Below are 14,642 nucleotides of genomic sequence, written 5' to 3'. Positions count from 1 at the left end.
CGAATCCCTATCTCTCCGCCATTTTTTTATTTTTTGGAGAAATACTCAAGTGGCTGAAGAGGCGCCCCTGCTAAGGGCGTAGGTCGGGCAACCGTCGCGAGGGTTCAAATCCCTCTTTCTCCGCCAAGATATATTTAAAAATCGGATTCTTAAGAATTCGATTTATTTTTTCGACTCAATAAGGTGTAATAAAATCAAAAAATAATTATTGAAATCATGAGGATTCTATGTTATTATATAATAGTTATTTAAATAACCTTTTGGGGTGTTAGTTAAATGGATATAACATACGGCTACGGACCGTATATTGCGGGTTCGATTCCTACACACCCTGCCATATTTAGTCATTGCAGTTAATTTGCAATGGCTTTTTTATTTTTATATAAATATATAAGAGGGATATGATAAATTTCGACTTCAAATGTAGGAAAATCCATATATAATAATTATATAACGAGTTTATGTATGTAAATTATTATATAATTCAACTAATTTGATTATAGATAAATATATTTAATGTTAGTTACATAATATGTATAATGTGTATTTAGTATAGATTTTTACGCACGATAATTACTATATAAATTATTAATATATGGGGGTATATTTATGATTAAAAGAAAGTCTGATAAGACTTTAAAAAAAAGGAAACATAGTTCATTTAATTTAAAAAGTACATCTCAAAATATAAGCAAAAGTATTAAGAATGCATTTAGCAAAATTACAATTAGACATAAAAACTCCATTAGTAAAAAAATTAGAAATAGTAACAAAATAGATAAGGATAAAATTAATGATATAAGTAACAATATAAATAGTATAAAATCTACAGCTAAGGTTTATAAAGAAGGAAAATTACAGGTTGAAGGAACTAGTGTTAAAAGAAAAATATTAATTAGTATGATAGGTCTTACAATAGTATCAATGATAATAACTAGTACAATTATGTACATAAACTCTTCAAAGACGATTTCAAGTCAGAGTACAGAAAATATGGAGGGTATAACTACATCATCTATACAAACCATATCTGTTATGATGGATAAAGTTACTAATGAGGCTTTTGCTCTATCAAATTCTAAGGATAATCTTAATATCTTATTAAATTATGCTCAGAAAAAAAATAGTAAAGAAGATGTTAAAAATATAAATGAAGGCTTTAAGTCATATATATCTGGTAATAAACATGTAGACAGAATATCATTAGTTAGCCCAGAAGGTGATATAGTAGCTGATAGTGAAGAATCCTTAGTTGGAGCTAATGAAGTTGATAATTCTTATCACAGTACTAGTTCTAGTGGGGGTAAGTGGATAAGTAATACAATTAAATCCGTTGCTGGTGATAAAGGAGTTTTAGTATTTACGTATCCTGTATTAGATGAAGATAACTATAGTAAATGTGTAGGATATATAGCATTACATGTTTATGCTGAGAGTTTTTCTACTTATATTGAAGATATAAAAATTGGACAGATAGAAAATAGTTATGCATATCTAATTGATGAAAAAGGAAATATAATATATCATCCAAACAAAGAAAAAATTGGGCAAACAATAGATATACCTGAAATAAAGGATATAGTAGATAAGGCTATGAAGGGAAGTAATGTAGAAGTTGGATCAGTAGAATATAGGATAAATGGCAATAAAGTAATGTCATCTTTTGGATTAGTACCTAGGACAAATTGGACTATGGTTATAGATGCTAATAGTAATGAAATAAGAAAACCGGTAATAGCAATGGTTAAACAAATAGCATTAGTAGCATTAGCTATAGTTATTATAGGTTCTATTATAATAATGGTAATGGCAAATGTAATTATAAATCCTATAGTTACTGTTGCCGCTTTGGTTAATAAAACAGCTAAGTTAGATTTAACTAATGATAATTTAGCTATAATTAAGTCTAAGGATGAAATAGGTCTTATATATAGATCTATTATAAATATGAGGGAAGTGTTAAGGGAAGTTGTTGGAGATATTGCAGCAACTACTGAAGTATTAACTAATAACGCTAATATAGTAGAAGAATCTACAGAGTCATTAAAAATTAAAGCAGATGAAACATTATTTGAAACTGAAAGTGTATCATCTGGTATAGAAGAAACATCAGCAACTTCTCAAGAAATTGCTGCATCTTCTACTGAAATGATTAAGAGTGTACAGAATATAGCTAGTGAAGCATTAGAAGGATATGAAATAACTAAGGATATTCTTAAGAGAGCTCAGGGCATAAAAGCTAGTGCTATAGACTCTAAAGAAAAATCCAATGATATTTATAATAGTGTAAAAAGTGAGTTGGAAGTTGCTATAACAAGTTCTAAGGAAGTTAAGCAGATTGATAAGTTAGCTGATTCTATACTTAAGATAACTCAACAAACTAATTTATTAGCTTTAAATGCTGCAATAGAAGCTGCTCGTGCAGGAGAAGCAGGAAGAGGGTTCTCTGTAGTTGCAGATGAAGTTAGAAAGTTAGCTGAAGAGTCTGGTAAAACAGCAGCAGATATACAAAGAATAGTTAAAATAGTAAATAAATCTGTAGAAGAATTGGCTCTTAGTGCTGGGCGCATGAGCAATTTCATAGAACAACAAGTAATTAATGATTATGATAAAAATATAGAGCAAGGAGCTTTATACGAAAAAGATGCAGATCAATTCAACAACTTTATGAATGAGTTTAGCAGTGAAGCTGCAGTACTAAATCAAGCTATAGAAGGAATTGTTACTGCCATAGATGAAGTATCAGTAACTGTTACAGAGGGAGCTATGGGAGTATCATCTATATCATCTAAAACTATGGATATAGTAGGAAATATTGAGAGTATAAAAAGTACTGCTATAGAAAACAAGGAAAATGCAGATAAATTAAATAATACTACACTTAAGTTTAGATTATAAAAATAGGAGTAAGAATTTAAATTCTTACTCCTATTTTTTCTCCCATATATACAGAGGTTTCTACTCCTAAATTGCTTTGATAACATATATCTTCATCTAATTTTAATATATGTTCCTTTAGTATAATTATAACTGTTGAGCCACCAAACTTAAAATACCCTTTTTCATCTCCACGGTTAATTTTGGATGATGAGGAGTAGGTTTGAATAATAGAACCAACAAAGGTAGCACCTACTTCTATGTAGATAACATCATCAAAATTATCACTTTTTAGAATACTATACTCTCTTTTATTTTCTGAAAAAACCTTACTTATATTTTCAAGAGCTACGGGGTTAACTGAGTAATATTTACCCTTTATAAATGTGGATTTAGAACAAGTTCCGGAATCAATAAAGTGAAATCTGTGATAATCAGTTGGGCATAATCTAAATATTAAACAAGTACCATTAGAATAATTCTTACTTAATTCTTCATTTTGCAATAACTCATTAAGGGTATATTTAAATCCTTTAACTGTAAAGCTAGAATTCTCATCAATTTTTTCTATAGCTAATAGCTTACCATCGCAGGGAGAGATAAATGATTCATCATCTTTACAGATATTACGACTGTATTTTGAAAGTTTTCTATAAAAAAAGTCATTAAAGGAGCTATATTCATCTATATTTTTTTCATATTCATCTATATTTATGTTGAATCTATCTATAAAGGGGTGTATATATTTTTTACTAAACTTACTATCGCAGCCCATTCCATAGAGCTTACTTAAGAATTTTCCACTTGCAATTTTGGGTATAAAAGTTTTAGCAACTGGGTTACTGTACATAAAATTAAGTATATCTCCACCAGCTACATTTTCTTCACAATAGGTCTTATTTTTTCTATCATAGTATTTTATCATAATATCAACTCCAGATTTATCTTAAATTTAACATAATGATATTATAACAGAAAATATATTAGGTATATAAAGATATCTCCAATTAAGATATAATAATGTATCTTAATTGGAGATATTTAAATAAGTTTTATATTACTTCACTATTAGTTAGTTTCCTCATATCATCATTAGATGGCTTTTCACTTCTCTTTTTAAAGAACTCTTCGGCTATTTGTGGGAAGGCTAAGTAAGAAAGAATATCTTCTTCGCTAGTTGTTATATTTTTCAGTTCTTCTTTTGTCTTTTGGAATGCTGGTTCTAAAGTATCAGCATATCTTCCTTCAATAGGAGTATCATTTCCAAGAGCTTTTTTAAGAACTGCTTCATTTATTTCCCCAGGAGCCTTACCATATTCTCCTCTACAATAAGCTTTAACCTCTTTAAGAACCATTTTATATCTTTCACCAGTTAATACATTAACTGTAGCTTGAGTTCCAACCATTTGACTCATTGGAGTAACAAGTGGAGGGAATCCTAAGTCTTCTCTTACTTTAGGAACTTCTGCAAGAACTGCATCAAGCTTATCAATAGAATTTTGAGCTTTAAGTTGAGAAATCATATTAGATAACATTCCTCCAGGTATTTGGTTTGTAAGTCCTTCAGGCTGAGGAGTTAATACCTTTGGATCTAGTAATCCATCTTCTAAAACTTTTGATCTAACTGGTTTAAAGAAATTATTAATTTGAGTTAAGGTACCTATATTAAGACCTGTTTCAAATCCAGCAGTTTCTAGTGCATGATGCATAGATTCTGTTGGAGGTTGAGCAGTACCACTAGAGAATGAAGAAATTGAACAGTCAATTCCATCTACACCAGCTTCTGCAGCTTTAAAGTAAGCCATTTCAGCAATACCATTTGTGCTGTGAGAGTGTAAAAATACTGGAATTTTAACAGTTTCCTTTATACTCTTAACTATGTCATATGCTATAGAAGGCATTATAAGGCCAGCCATGTCCTTTATACAAATAGAGTTTGCCCCCATATTTTCAAGTTGTTTTGCCAGTTTAGTATAGTTTTTAACATCATGAATTGGACTTACAGTATAAACTATAGTTCCTTGTGCATGAGCACCTTGCTTTATAGTTTCATTCATAGCAACTTCTATATTAGCAAAGTCATTTAATGCATCAAAGATTCTTATTATATCCATACCGTGATAAACAGACATTTTAATAAATTCTCTAACTACGTCATCTGGATAGTGTTTATATCCTAAAATATTTTGTCCTCGCAATAACATTTGAAGAGGGGTTTTAGTAACTATTTTCTTTATGTTCTTTAATCTCTCCCATGGATCCTCATTTAAATATCTTAAGCAAGAGTCAAAGGTTGCTCCACCCCAACACTCTAATGAATAATATCCTGCATCATCTAAATCTTTAAGAATAGGTGCAAAATCTTCAAAAGGAAGTCTTGTTGCAATAAGAGATTGATTTGCATCTCTTAGAACTGTTTCGGTTATGTTAATCTTCTTCATTATAAAATCACCTCTGAATTTTTTGTTGCAAAATCACAATATATTAGTATTTTAACATAGATTCAAATAAAAATCTGCAATAAATCATTTATTTTTCTGACAAATATATAAAGTTAAAAGATTTTTTATATTATGTGCATATAATCATGAAAATAATAAATTCTATAGATATATTATTTTTTAATAATTTATATAGGTTGATTAATTAACATTAAGAGAATAGGTTCATAGTAAAATATAGATATTAATCTATTGACGAAGAATAAATATATTATTATAATAAAGATTAGGTAATATGCGCCCGTAGCTCAGCAGGATAGAGCATCCCCCTCCTAAGGGGAAGGCCGGAGGTTCGACTCCTCTCGTGCGCACCAAAACTTAGTAAGGCTTGCTTTACTAAGTTTTTTTTATATATAATAAAGAGGAGTAAGTTATGGATAATTATTTTTTACAACAAGCAATTATTGAAGCTAAAATTGCAAAGAGTAAAAATGAAGTTCCGGTGGGAGCAATAATAGTAAAAAACAATAAAATAATAGCTACAGGTCATAATATAAAGGAAAATACCAATGATCCTACTAACCATGCAGAAATTATTGCAATAAAAAAAGCATCAGAAGCTATAGGAGATTGGAGACTTAATGAATGTGATATGTATGTTACATTAGAACCATGTCCTATGTGTGCTGGTGCTATTGTTCAAAGCAGAATAAAAAGGTTATATATTGGAACTTTTGACCCCAGAGCTGGTGGATGTGGCTCAGTATTTAATATTACTCAAAGTGGAAATTTAAATCATTGGGTTAATATTAAGTGGCTCTATAATGAAGAATGTAGTAATTTACTACAAGAGTTTTTCAAAGAAAAGAGAAAGGAGAAACTGTAAAGATGGAAGAACAAGCAAAACAGGAGGCATTAAGACAGGCTGTACTAGATAAACATACTAAAGTTTGTATCTGTAAAGTAGTATCTAGAGCAGCTATAAAGAAGGCAATAGCTGATGGAGCTAAATCTTTTGAAGACGTAAAAAAGGCAACAGGGGCTGGAACAGGAAGTTGTAAGGGAATGAGATGTAAACATACTATAGAAGAATTACTAAAAGAATACAAATAATTAATTATATAGATTATAATAATATAAAAAGGATTAAGGAGGGGAATAGATGAATCCAGTAGCCATAAGTATATTTGGATTAGATGTTATGTGGTACGGAATTGTAATATGCTCAGGTACCATGTTAGCGCTTTTATTAAGTCAATATACCTGTAAATTAAAAGGGATAAATTATGATGATGTATTAACTATATTCTTAATTGCATTTCCAATTTCCATAATTGGTGCAAGACTTTATTATGTATTATTCGAGTTTGGATATTATAAGGATAATTTGATGGATATATTTAATATTAGACAAGGTGGCCTTGCTATTCATGGAGGACTAATTGCAGCAGTAATAGTTGTATATATATGTACAAAGAGAAAAAGTATAAAGCTTTCATCCGCACTAGATATGACAGCACCATGTATTATATTAGCCCAAGCCATTGGAAGATGGGGGAATTTCTTTAATCAAGAGGCACATGGTGGACCTGTAACAGAAGCTTTTATAAGTAAGTTTCCGGAGTTCATACAAAGTGGTATGAATATAAATGGAACTTACTATCATCCTACATTTTTATATGAATCAATTTGGAATTTAGTAGTGTTCTTTATACTATTCTATATGTTACACAAGGTTAAAAAGAATGGAGTTGTATTTTTAACTTATATAGGACTATATTCTATAGGAAGATTTTTTATAGAAGGACTTAGAACAGACAGCTTAATGATGTTTGGGCTTAGAACAGCTCAAATTGTAAGTATTATAGGAGTACTTATATGGATTGTAGGGCTTATAATAATATACAGAAGGAAGAATAGTACAATTACACATATTTAAAAAATTAAACCTTTTAGATAATAAGATATTTTTTGTAAATATTGATTATCTAAAAGGTTATTTTTATTTGGCACTATAAAGATATTTAATCTCTTAAATTAGTGCTACCGGTATTAAGATAAAAAGACAATTTACCTGCTAAATTTTGAAGAGGCATAGTTTGAAGGTATACTTTTCCGGGGCCTGTTAGTGTTGTTAAAAATAAGCCTTCACCACCAAAGAATATGTTTTTTAGTCCCTTAACCATTTCAATATCAAAATTTACACTTGGTTCAAAAGCAGCTACATGGCCGGTATCTACTTTTATTCTTTCTCCAGGATTTAAGTTAAGCTCTTCAACATGACCATCAAATTCTAAAAGAACTGTTCCAGGACCGGTTATTCTTTGAAGGATAAAACCCTCGCCACCAAATAAGCCGCTAGAAAATCTTTTTTTAAAATGAATATTAAGACTTACAGAATCTTCAGCTGCCATGAAAGCACCTTTTTGACAAATTATAGATTCATTAGATTGGAGCTCTTTAGCCATTATTCTACCTGGCACAGAACAGGGGAATGCTATTTTTCCTACATTTCCTGAGCAAGTAAAGGTATTTAAAAATAAGCTTTCGCCTGATAGAGATCTTCCTATACTTTTAAATAGGCCACCTTTCATGTTAGAGTCCATAATTATATTGTCACTCATCCAACCCATAGCTCCTGATTCAGAGACAATTTTATCTCCACTATTTAGGTAACAGATAGCTACTGGCATGGAACCACCTTTAATTTCATAATTAATCATAAACAACTACCTCCATTCATATTATTTTATGATAAGTATATATATATTATTAATTTAGATTGAAAACTTTGTTAATCCTAATGAGATTATACTACAATTGGAATATATTTTTAAATAAGTTTTACTTGAAAGTAATGATTTTAAATAGTATAATAATGAATACACGATATGGAGAGATGTCCGAGTGGTCGAAGGAGCACGCCTGGAAAGCGTGTATAGGGGCAACTCTATCAGGGGTTCAAATCCCCTTCTCTCCGCCATGTCGTACTAGATGGGGAGTTAGCGGTGCCCTGTAACCTGCAATCCGCTACAGCAGGATTGAATTCCTTGCTGAGGTATCAATTTGTATGGTCTGGCCTATATAAGTGGCGTTGATAACTGGGTCCCACGCAATGGAAACTCATGAACCTCGTCAGGTCTGGAAGGAAGCAGCGATAAGTGAGACCTTCCATGTGCCGTGGATTAACCTGGTTTGAGTTAACTGTATAGGTAACGCATATAAACTGATTATCGAAGCAAGGTGTACGACTTTATTTTTTATTTAAGATGTTAAAGACATCTTTTTTTTTATCCTTTTTTAAATAATTAATTTGAAATATAAATTAAATGAGTTAGTTTATATTGAAATATTTTAGAAAAACTAGATATATATAATTGATTACTTAATATAAGTTAGTAAAGAATATAGAATATAACTATGAGAAGTATTATAATAGATAAGATAAGAATTATTTTTGAGTAGAATAAATAATTAAGAAGTAGTGTAGATATATATTTATTTAGAAATTTTAATGTAAGGAGTGAGGATACATGGGATATAAAGCACTTTATAGAGAGTGGAGACCTAAATTATTTAGCGACGTAGTTGGACAGCAGCATATAACTACAACGCTTAAAAATGCCATAAAAAGCGATAGGATAGCTCATGCATACTTACTATGCGGAACTAGAGGAACGGGTAAAACTTCAACAGCAAAAATACTTGCAAAGGCAATAAATTGTTTAAACCCTATAGAAGGTGAACCATGTAATGAATGTGAGATGTGTAAAAGTATAAACCAAGGCACAGCTATAGATGTAACAGAGCTAGATGCAGCATCTCACAATAGTGTTGATAATATAAGGGATATTATAGATGATGTTCAATATCCACCACAAGAAGCTAAGTATAAGGTGTTTATCATAGATGAGGTTCATATGCTATCTATTGGTGCAGTTAATGCATTTCTTAAGACATTAGAAGAACCACCAAGTAGAGTAATTTTTATATTAGCAACTACTGATCCTCAAAAGCTTCCTATAACAATATTATCAAGATGTCAACGGTTTGATTTTAAGAGAATAAGTAGTGAAAATATATTTTTAAGGTTAAAACAAATAACTGATTCATTATCAGTAAACATTGAAGAAGGTAGCTTAAGGTTATTATCTAGAATGTGTGATGGAGCAATGAGAGATGCTTTATCCATATTAGATCAAGCTATATCAATAAACAATATAGTTAGATATGAGGATTTAGTAGATATGTTAGGAATAACTACTAATGACAGCATGGTGACTATAGTAGATAATGTTATAAATCGAGATACAGAGGGATGTATAAGAGTAGTAAATAAATTAATATTGGATGGAAAAGATATTAACTTACTAATTAGAGATTTGATTACTCATATGAGAAATCTATTAATGATAAATGTAAGTAATAATTTAGAAGATGTATTGGATATGTCTATTGAAAACATAGAAAGTATAAAAAATCAAAGCACTAGAATTAGAGTAGAGGAAATCATGAGGTGTATAAGTATACTTCAAGAAGCCGAAGATAGCTCTAAGGGTACAAAGCAGGCTAGAATATATTTAGAACTAGCAATAATAAAAATGTGTAAGATAAAATATGATACCTCCATGGAAACTATATTAGCTAGACTGAATAGATTAGAGGATAAAATTGCATCAGGGAATATTACAGTACAAAGTGCAATAAAAGAAGTAAAGGAAATAAGACCAGAAATAAATCCAAGTATAAATAAAGTTGAAACAAGCAAACCAGTAGAGCTTAATAATGAAAATATAGAATTACCAATTGCAGCAGGAGAAAGTAAGCTAAATGTTGAAATTATTAGAAAGTCTTTTAAAGATATTCAAAATATCCTTAAGCAAAAAAATAATATGGTAATAGCTACAGCGTTAATGATGGGAAAAGTTCAGAAATTCAAGAATGGAGTTATTACCGTCGGCTTTACAAAGGAATATAATTTTCATAAACAAAGACTTGAAAGAGAAGAATATAGAAAGATTATAAATGATATATTCTCAGAGGTATTAGATGAGAAGGTTCATGTTACTTATGAAATAGAAAATGATAATATAAATAGGGAAGTTAATAAAGAAAAAATACTATCAGATATATTTCCTGAGGCATTAGTGGAAATATGTGATGAATAAAATTTAAAGGTTTTAATAAATTGATGGTTACATTATAATATAATATTATATACTAGTTATAATGAAATATAATTTTTAGGAGGTATTACAATGGCAAAAGGCGGATTTCCAGGAATGGGTGGAAATATGAATAACTTAATGAAGCAAGCACAAAAACTACAAAAACAAATGGAGGAAGCTCAGAAAGATTTAGAAACTAAAGAGTTTGAAGCATCTGTTGGTGGTGGAGCTGTAACAGTAAGAGTATCTGGTAAAAAAGAATTAAAAGATATAATAATCAAACCAGAAGTAGTTGATCCAGATGATGTAGAAATGTTACAAGATTTAGTTTTAACAGCTGTAAATGAAGCTTTGAAGAAAGCAGAAGAAGAAACTAATTCATCTATGGGAAAACTAACTGGTGGACTTAATATACCGGGAATGTTTTAATAGAGGTGACTAATTTGGATTTTTATCCTATAGCTATAGAAAAACTAATTGAGGAATTTGGAAAGCTACCGGGGATAGGGAGTAAAACTGCTCAAAGACTTACATTGCATGTTTTAAATCTTCCTAAAGATGAGGTTGAAGAATTTGCTAATGCATTAGTGAAGGCAAGAGGTACAATAAAGTATTGTTCAATATGTGGAAATTTTACTGATAGCGATCCATGTGCTATATGCTCAAATCCTAACAGAGATAAAAGTACAATATGTGTAATTGAGCAACCTAAAGATATAATGACCATTGAAAAAGTCAGAGAATTTAATGGGGTATATCATGTACTTCATGGCACAATATCTCCAATGCAAGGTAGAGGACCAGATGACATAAAGTTAAAAGAATTGATAACTAGGGTAAATAATGATTTAAAGGAAATCATCGTTGCAACAAATCCTAACATAGAAGGTGAAGCAACTGCCATGTATATATCAAAAATATTAAAACCTTTTGGAGTTAAAGTTACAAGAATAGCTCATGGAATTCCAGTAGGTGGAGATTTAGAATATGCAGATGAAGTTACTTTATCTAAAGCCCTAGAAGGTAGAAAAGAAATATAATTATTTATACAGGAGACTTGTGAGAATAACTGATATATTTTCACAAGTCTTTTTTATGTCATGACTACCAGCTCTAATACTTCATCCTCTTCAAAATGGGAGTAAAACTTCCCCTGAAACAAATAACTCTGTTTATATAACATACAATTCAAATAACAAGTATATCTCATCCATTATATGTCAAAAATATATTTAAGTATATATAATGGAGGTATTATTATGAACAGAGATAAAATAATAGAGACTATACTAGCTAAAAATATTTATACACCTGAGCAGCGTGAAATAATCAAAGGAATACAGGACTCAATAGCGGAAATTGAAGTTGCTAGAAGTTGCTTCGATAATGTTAGTGATAAAAGTTTAATAGATATATCTATATATAAAGAAGATGAAGCTAAAGCTAAATATGTATATTTTCTAAACCAAGCAAAGAAAAGTGGAATAACAGTGAGTGTTGATTGTATGATAGAAGAATTAAATTATTGCAATAAGTGGTAATATAAAGTAAAATAACTAATAAATTTATTAATAGATAAAATTATTTAAGAATTAAGCATAAGATTTTATTTTAATGATTACTAAAACAATTTTAATTATAAGGGGGATGAAAATGCCAAACATTATATTTTTTATAATAGCTATAGTTGCAATATTTATAATTGGTAAAATATTTGCATGGCCACTAAAGGTTCTATTAAACTTAATTGTTAATGGAATAGCTGGGGGTATATTATTGTGGTTAATAAATTTAGTAGGTGGAAACTTTGGACTAGTAATACCTATTAATGCAATAACAGCACTTATAGCTGGAATACTTGGTATACCAGGGGTGTTATTCTTAATAATATTGAATTATCTTAGATAGGGAAAAGGGAGTGTGGTAAAATAACTTTTTAATAAGTTAGTAGCTACGCTCCTTTTTTAAACTGATGGATATAATAGGGGGAATTAATATGTAAATTTTAAAAAAACAAAAAATGTATTTACAGAATATTTTTAAAATGGTAGAATTTATTTATCAAATGGGGGTGTATGTATGGGATTTAATGAATTTAAATATGAAAGACCAGATTATGAAAAAATAAAAGAAAAATTAATGGGTCTAATAGATAAAACAAATGAGAGTAACAACATAATCGAAGTTAAAGAGCTTATTAATGAAATTAATGAAATTAGAAATGAAATAGTTACTTTAGGTACTATAGCTAACATAAGATATAGTATAAATACTGAGGATGAGTTTTATAGTAAAGAAAGAGAATATTGGGATGAATATGATCCTCTATATAACGAAATAAACTCAGAATTTTATAAAGTTATTGTAAATAGTAAATTCAGATTAGAATTAGAAAAAGAATTTGGAAAACAATTCTTTAGTATAGCAGAATATAATATAAAATCATTTTCTAAAGAAGTAATAAAGGATTTACAATTAGAAAATAAACTATCATCAGAATATAGTAAACTTATAGCTTCAGCTAAAATTATGTTTGAAGGTGAAGAAAGAAACTTATCTGGATTAACTCCATTTATATTGTCAGAAGATAGAGATATGAGAAGACGTGCTAGTGAAGCTAAGTATAAGTTCTTTACAGATAATGAAACAGAAATAGATAGATTATATGATGAGATGGTTAAGGTTAGAACTACTATAGCACATAAGCTTGGATTTAAAAACTTTGTAGAACTTGGATATGTGAGAATGTTAAGAACTGACTACAATTCAGAAATGGTAAGTAAATTTAGAGATCAAGTAAAAGATTATATAGTACCGATAGCAAATAAACTATATAAAAGACAAGTAGAAAGGTTAGAGTTAGATCAACTTAAATATTATGATGAAAAGTTTGAATTTTTAACTGGAAATGCTAAACCTAAAGGAAATCCGGAATGGATAGTTAATAATGGTAAAAACATGTATTCTGAACTTTCAGCTGAAACTAAAGAATTTTTTGATTTCATGATAGAAAATGACTTAATGGATTTAGTTACTAAAAAGGGCAAGCAAGGTGGCGGATACTGTACTTATATACCAAACTATCAATCACCGTTTATATTTTCAAATTTTAATGGTACTTCAGGAGATGTAGATGTATTAACTCATGAAGCTGGTCATGCATTCCAATGTTATAGAAGTAGATGGATTTCTATTCCAGAATGTAACTTCCCAACTTATGAGAGTTGTGAGATTCACTCAATGAGCATGGAATTTTTCACTTGGCCATGGATGAAACTTTTCTTTGAAGATGAAGAAGCTAAATATAAATACTCTCATTTAGGAGATGCTATTAAATTTATTCCTTATGGTGTAACAGTAGATGAATTCCAGCACTTTGTATATGAGAATCCAGATGCTACGCCAGATGAAAGGAAAAAGGCATGGAGAAATATTGAGAAAAAATATCTACCTCATAAAAATTATGAAGAATGTGATTTCTTAGAAAGAGGTGGATGGTGGTTCCAACAGGCACACATATTTAATAGTCCATTTTATTATATAGATTATACACTAGCTCAAATATGTGCTCTTCAATTTTGGAAAAAAGATCAAGATAATCATGAACAAGCATGGGAAGATTATTTAAGATTATGTAATGTTGGAGGTACAATGTCATTTGTAAATCTAGTTAAACATGCTAATTTAATTTCACCATTTGAAGAAGGATGCGTAAGCTCAGTAACTGGTGAGATAGATAAATACTTAGGAAGTATAGATGATAAAAATCTTTAATAGTAAGTTAAATGATGTAGTGATGAACACAATCACTACATCATTTTTTTATGATAATGTATTTGATAGATAGGTATATTTCTAAAAAGAAAATTACAGTAGTCAATATATAGCAAGGTTTTATAGAAGAAAATATATAAATATTTATATAGGTTACCTTTTATATAGTTAACTAGTTAAATAGTTGTTTTATTCATGCGGGTTTCAAGGGAATTAGTATTTTGATAATAAGACTAAATACATTATAATAAGCAGCAGTAATAATGATGTTGTTGTGTGCTTACCTATAATAAAAATTCAAATTGATATACTATATTTTAAATAAATAGTAAAAATAATAGAATATAAACTAATACTTTACCTAGTGTATCAATATTAGGAT

The 14,642-nt window shown here is 29.5% G+C and carries 13 protein-coding genes, 4 tRNA genes and 1 other RNA gene; 15 read left to right on the top strand and 3 right to left on the bottom strand.

Annotation, left to right across the window (positions count from 1 at the left end):
* The first annotated feature begins 35 nt into the window (after positions 1-35).
* The 3 genes from B2S02_RS00195 to B2S02_RS00185 all read left to right on the top strand — a co-directional run bounded on the left by B2S02_RS00195 (position 36) and on the right by B2S02_RS00185 (position 2,898).
* Positions 36-126, top strand: a tRNA-Ser gene (locus tag B2S02_RS00195).
* Between the two features lie 136 nt (positions 127-262).
* A tRNA-Arg gene (locus B2S02_RS00190) sits at positions 263-337 on the top strand.
* A gap of 272 nt (positions 338-609) precedes the next feature.
* Positions 610-2,898: a methyl-accepting chemotaxis protein gene (locus B2S02_RS00185; RefSeq protein WP_346890657.1), complete on the top strand. Its 2,289-nt coding sequence runs from the start codon at positions 610-612 to the stop codon at positions 2,896-2,898.
* 16 nt (positions 2,899-2,914) lie between these two features.
* Here B2S02_RS00185 and B2S02_RS00180 read toward each other — a convergent pair whose 3' ends face one another.
* Both B2S02_RS00180 and B2S02_RS00175 read right to left on the bottom strand, forming a co-directional pair.
* Entirely contained in the window at positions 2,915-3,802 is an 888-nt protein-coding gene (locus tag B2S02_RS00180) for a phosphatidylserine decarboxylase (protein ID WP_346890658.1), read from the bottom strand.
* Between the two features lie 127 nt (positions 3,803-3,929).
* Positions 3,930-5,318 carry a pyruvate carboxylase subunit B gene (locus tag B2S02_RS00175; protein WP_346849262.1) on the bottom strand — a complete coding sequence of 463 codons (1,389 nt, stop codon included), beginning with the start codon at positions 5,316-5,318 and terminating at the stop codon, positions 3,930-3,932.
* Positions 5,319-5,615: 297 nt separating this feature from the next.
* Between B2S02_RS00175 and B2S02_RS00170 the strand changes: the two genes are divergently transcribed.
* The 4 genes from B2S02_RS00170 to lgt all read left to right on the top strand — a co-directional run bounded on the left by B2S02_RS00170 (position 5,616) and on the right by lgt (position 7,257).
* Positions 5,616-5,692: transfer RNA gene (locus tag B2S02_RS00170), tRNA-Arg, on the top strand.
* Positions 5,693-5,751: 59 nt separating this feature from the next.
* Entirely contained in the window at positions 5,752-6,204 is a 453-nt protein-coding gene (gene tadA / locus B2S02_RS00165) for a tRNA adenosine(34) deaminase TadA (RefSeq protein ID WP_035134639.1), read from the top strand.
* A gap of 2 nt (positions 6,205-6,206) precedes the next feature.
* Complete coding sequence (locus tag B2S02_RS00160) at positions 6,207-6,431, top strand: (2Fe-2S)-binding protein (RefSeq protein ID WP_346920096.1); 225 nt, start codon at positions 6,207-6,209, stop codon at positions 6,429-6,431.
* Positions 6,432-6,480: 49 nt separating this feature from the next.
* The gene (lgt, locus tag B2S02_RS00155; RefSeq protein WP_346849261.1) at positions 6,481-7,257 is read left to right on the top strand and encodes a prolipoprotein diacylglyceryl transferase; all 777 of its coding nucleotides are present in this window, start codon (positions 6,481-6,483) and stop codon (positions 7,255-7,257) included.
* A gap of 85 nt (positions 7,258-7,342) precedes the next feature.
* Here the strand turns inward: lgt and B2S02_RS00150 are convergent, their stop codons facing one another.
* Complete coding sequence (locus B2S02_RS00150; protein ID WP_422653204.1) at positions 7,343-8,038, bottom strand: TIGR00266 family protein; 696 nt, start codon at positions 8,036-8,038, stop codon at positions 7,343-7,345.
* A gap of 173 nt (positions 8,039-8,211) precedes the next feature.
* On the opposite strand from B2S02_RS00150, the gene B2S02_RS00145 reads away from it, so the two are divergent.
* The 8 genes from B2S02_RS00145 (at position 8,212) to B2S02_RS00110 (ending at position 14,260) form a co-directional block, all read left to right on the top strand.
* Positions 8,212-8,301: transfer RNA gene (locus B2S02_RS00145), tRNA-Ser, on the top strand.
* Between the two features lie 2 nt (positions 8,302-8,303).
* Positions 8,304-8,569: signal recognition particle sRNA large type (gene ffs / locus B2S02_RS00140), an RNA gene on the top strand.
* Positions 8,570-8,851: 282 nt separating this feature from the next.
* On the top strand, positions 8,852-10,486 hold the full coding sequence (gene dnaX, locus B2S02_RS00135; protein ID WP_346890659.1) for a DNA polymerase III subunit gamma/tau: 1,635 nt from the start codon (positions 8,852-8,854) through the stop codon (positions 10,484-10,486).
* 90 nt (positions 10,487-10,576) lie between these two features.
* Positions 10,577-10,915: a YbaB/EbfC family nucleoid-associated protein gene (locus tag B2S02_RS00130; RefSeq protein ID WP_150843612.1), complete on the top strand. Its 339-nt coding sequence runs from the start codon at positions 10,577-10,579 to the stop codon at positions 10,913-10,915.
* Positions 10,916-10,929: 14 nt separating this feature from the next.
* Entirely contained in the window at positions 10,930-11,526 is a 597-nt protein-coding gene (gene recR / locus B2S02_RS00125) for a recombination mediator RecR (RefSeq protein WP_150843613.1), read from the top strand.
* A gap of 219 nt (positions 11,527-11,745) precedes the next feature.
* Complete coding sequence (locus B2S02_RS00120; RefSeq protein ID WP_346849258.1) at positions 11,746-12,027, top strand: DUF2508 family protein; 282 nt, start codon at positions 11,746-11,748, stop codon at positions 12,025-12,027.
* Between the two features lie 106 nt (positions 12,028-12,133).
* Complete coding sequence (locus B2S02_RS00115; protein ID WP_346849257.1) at positions 12,134-12,394, top strand: pro-sigmaK processing inhibitor BofA family protein; 261 nt, start codon at positions 12,134-12,136, stop codon at positions 12,392-12,394.
* A gap of 171 nt (positions 12,395-12,565) precedes the next feature.
* The gene (locus tag B2S02_RS00110; protein WP_346849256.1) at positions 12,566-14,260 is read left to right on the top strand and encodes a M3 family oligoendopeptidase; all 1,695 of its coding nucleotides are present in this window, start codon (positions 12,566-12,568) and stop codon (positions 14,258-14,260) included.
* Positions 14,261-14,642: the final 382 nt, after the last annotated feature.

This window comes from Clostridium sp. UBA7339 (assembly GCF_002470865.1).
Classification (GTDB): domain Bacteria; phylum Bacillota; class Clostridia; order Clostridiales; family Clostridiaceae; genus Clostridium_J; species Clostridium_J sulfidigenes.
This window is presented reverse-complemented; position numbering and strand designations above follow the sequence as displayed.

Excerpts from the sequence above, each read along its gene's own strand:
- B2S02_RS00120 (WP_346849258.1), top strand. The coding sequence starts at position 11,746 with ATGAACAGAGATAAAATAATAGAGACTATACTAGCTAAAAATATTTAT.
- B2S02_RS00115 (WP_346849257.1), top strand. The coding sequence starts at position 12,134 with ATGAAAATGCCAAACATTATATTTTTTATAATAGCTATAGTTGCAATA.
- dnaX (WP_346890659.1), top strand. The coding sequence starts at position 8,852 with ATGGGATATAAAGCACTTTATAGAGAGTGGAGACCTAAATTATTTAGC.
- B2S02_RS00180 (WP_346890658.1), bottom strand. The coding sequence starts at position 3,802 with ATGATAAAATACTATGATAGAAAAAATAAGACCTATTGTGAAGAAAAT.
- tadA (WP_035134639.1), top strand. The coding sequence starts at position 5,752 with ATGGATAATTATTTTTTACAACAAGCAATTATTGAAGCTAAAATTGCA.
- B2S02_RS00130 (WP_150843612.1), top strand. The coding sequence starts at position 10,577 with ATGGCAAAAGGCGGATTTCCAGGAATGGGTGGAAATATGAATAACTTA.
- B2S02_RS00185 (WP_346890657.1), top strand. The coding sequence starts at position 610 with ATGATTAAAAGAAAGTCTGATAAGACTTTAAAAAAAAGGAAACATAGT.
- B2S02_RS00110 (WP_346849256.1), top strand. The coding sequence starts at position 12,566 with ATGGGATTTAATGAATTTAAATATGAAAGACCAGATTATGAAAAAATA.
- B2S02_RS00175 (WP_346849262.1), bottom strand. The coding sequence starts at position 5,318 with ATGAAGAAGATTAACATAACCGAAACAGTTCTAAGAGATGCAAATCAA.
- lgt (WP_346849261.1), top strand. The coding sequence starts at position 6,481 with ATGAATCCAGTAGCCATAAGTATATTTGGATTAGATGTTATGTGGTAC.
- B2S02_RS00160 (WP_346920096.1), top strand. The coding sequence starts at position 6,207 with ATGGAAGAACAAGCAAAACAGGAGGCATTAAGACAGGCTGTACTAGAT.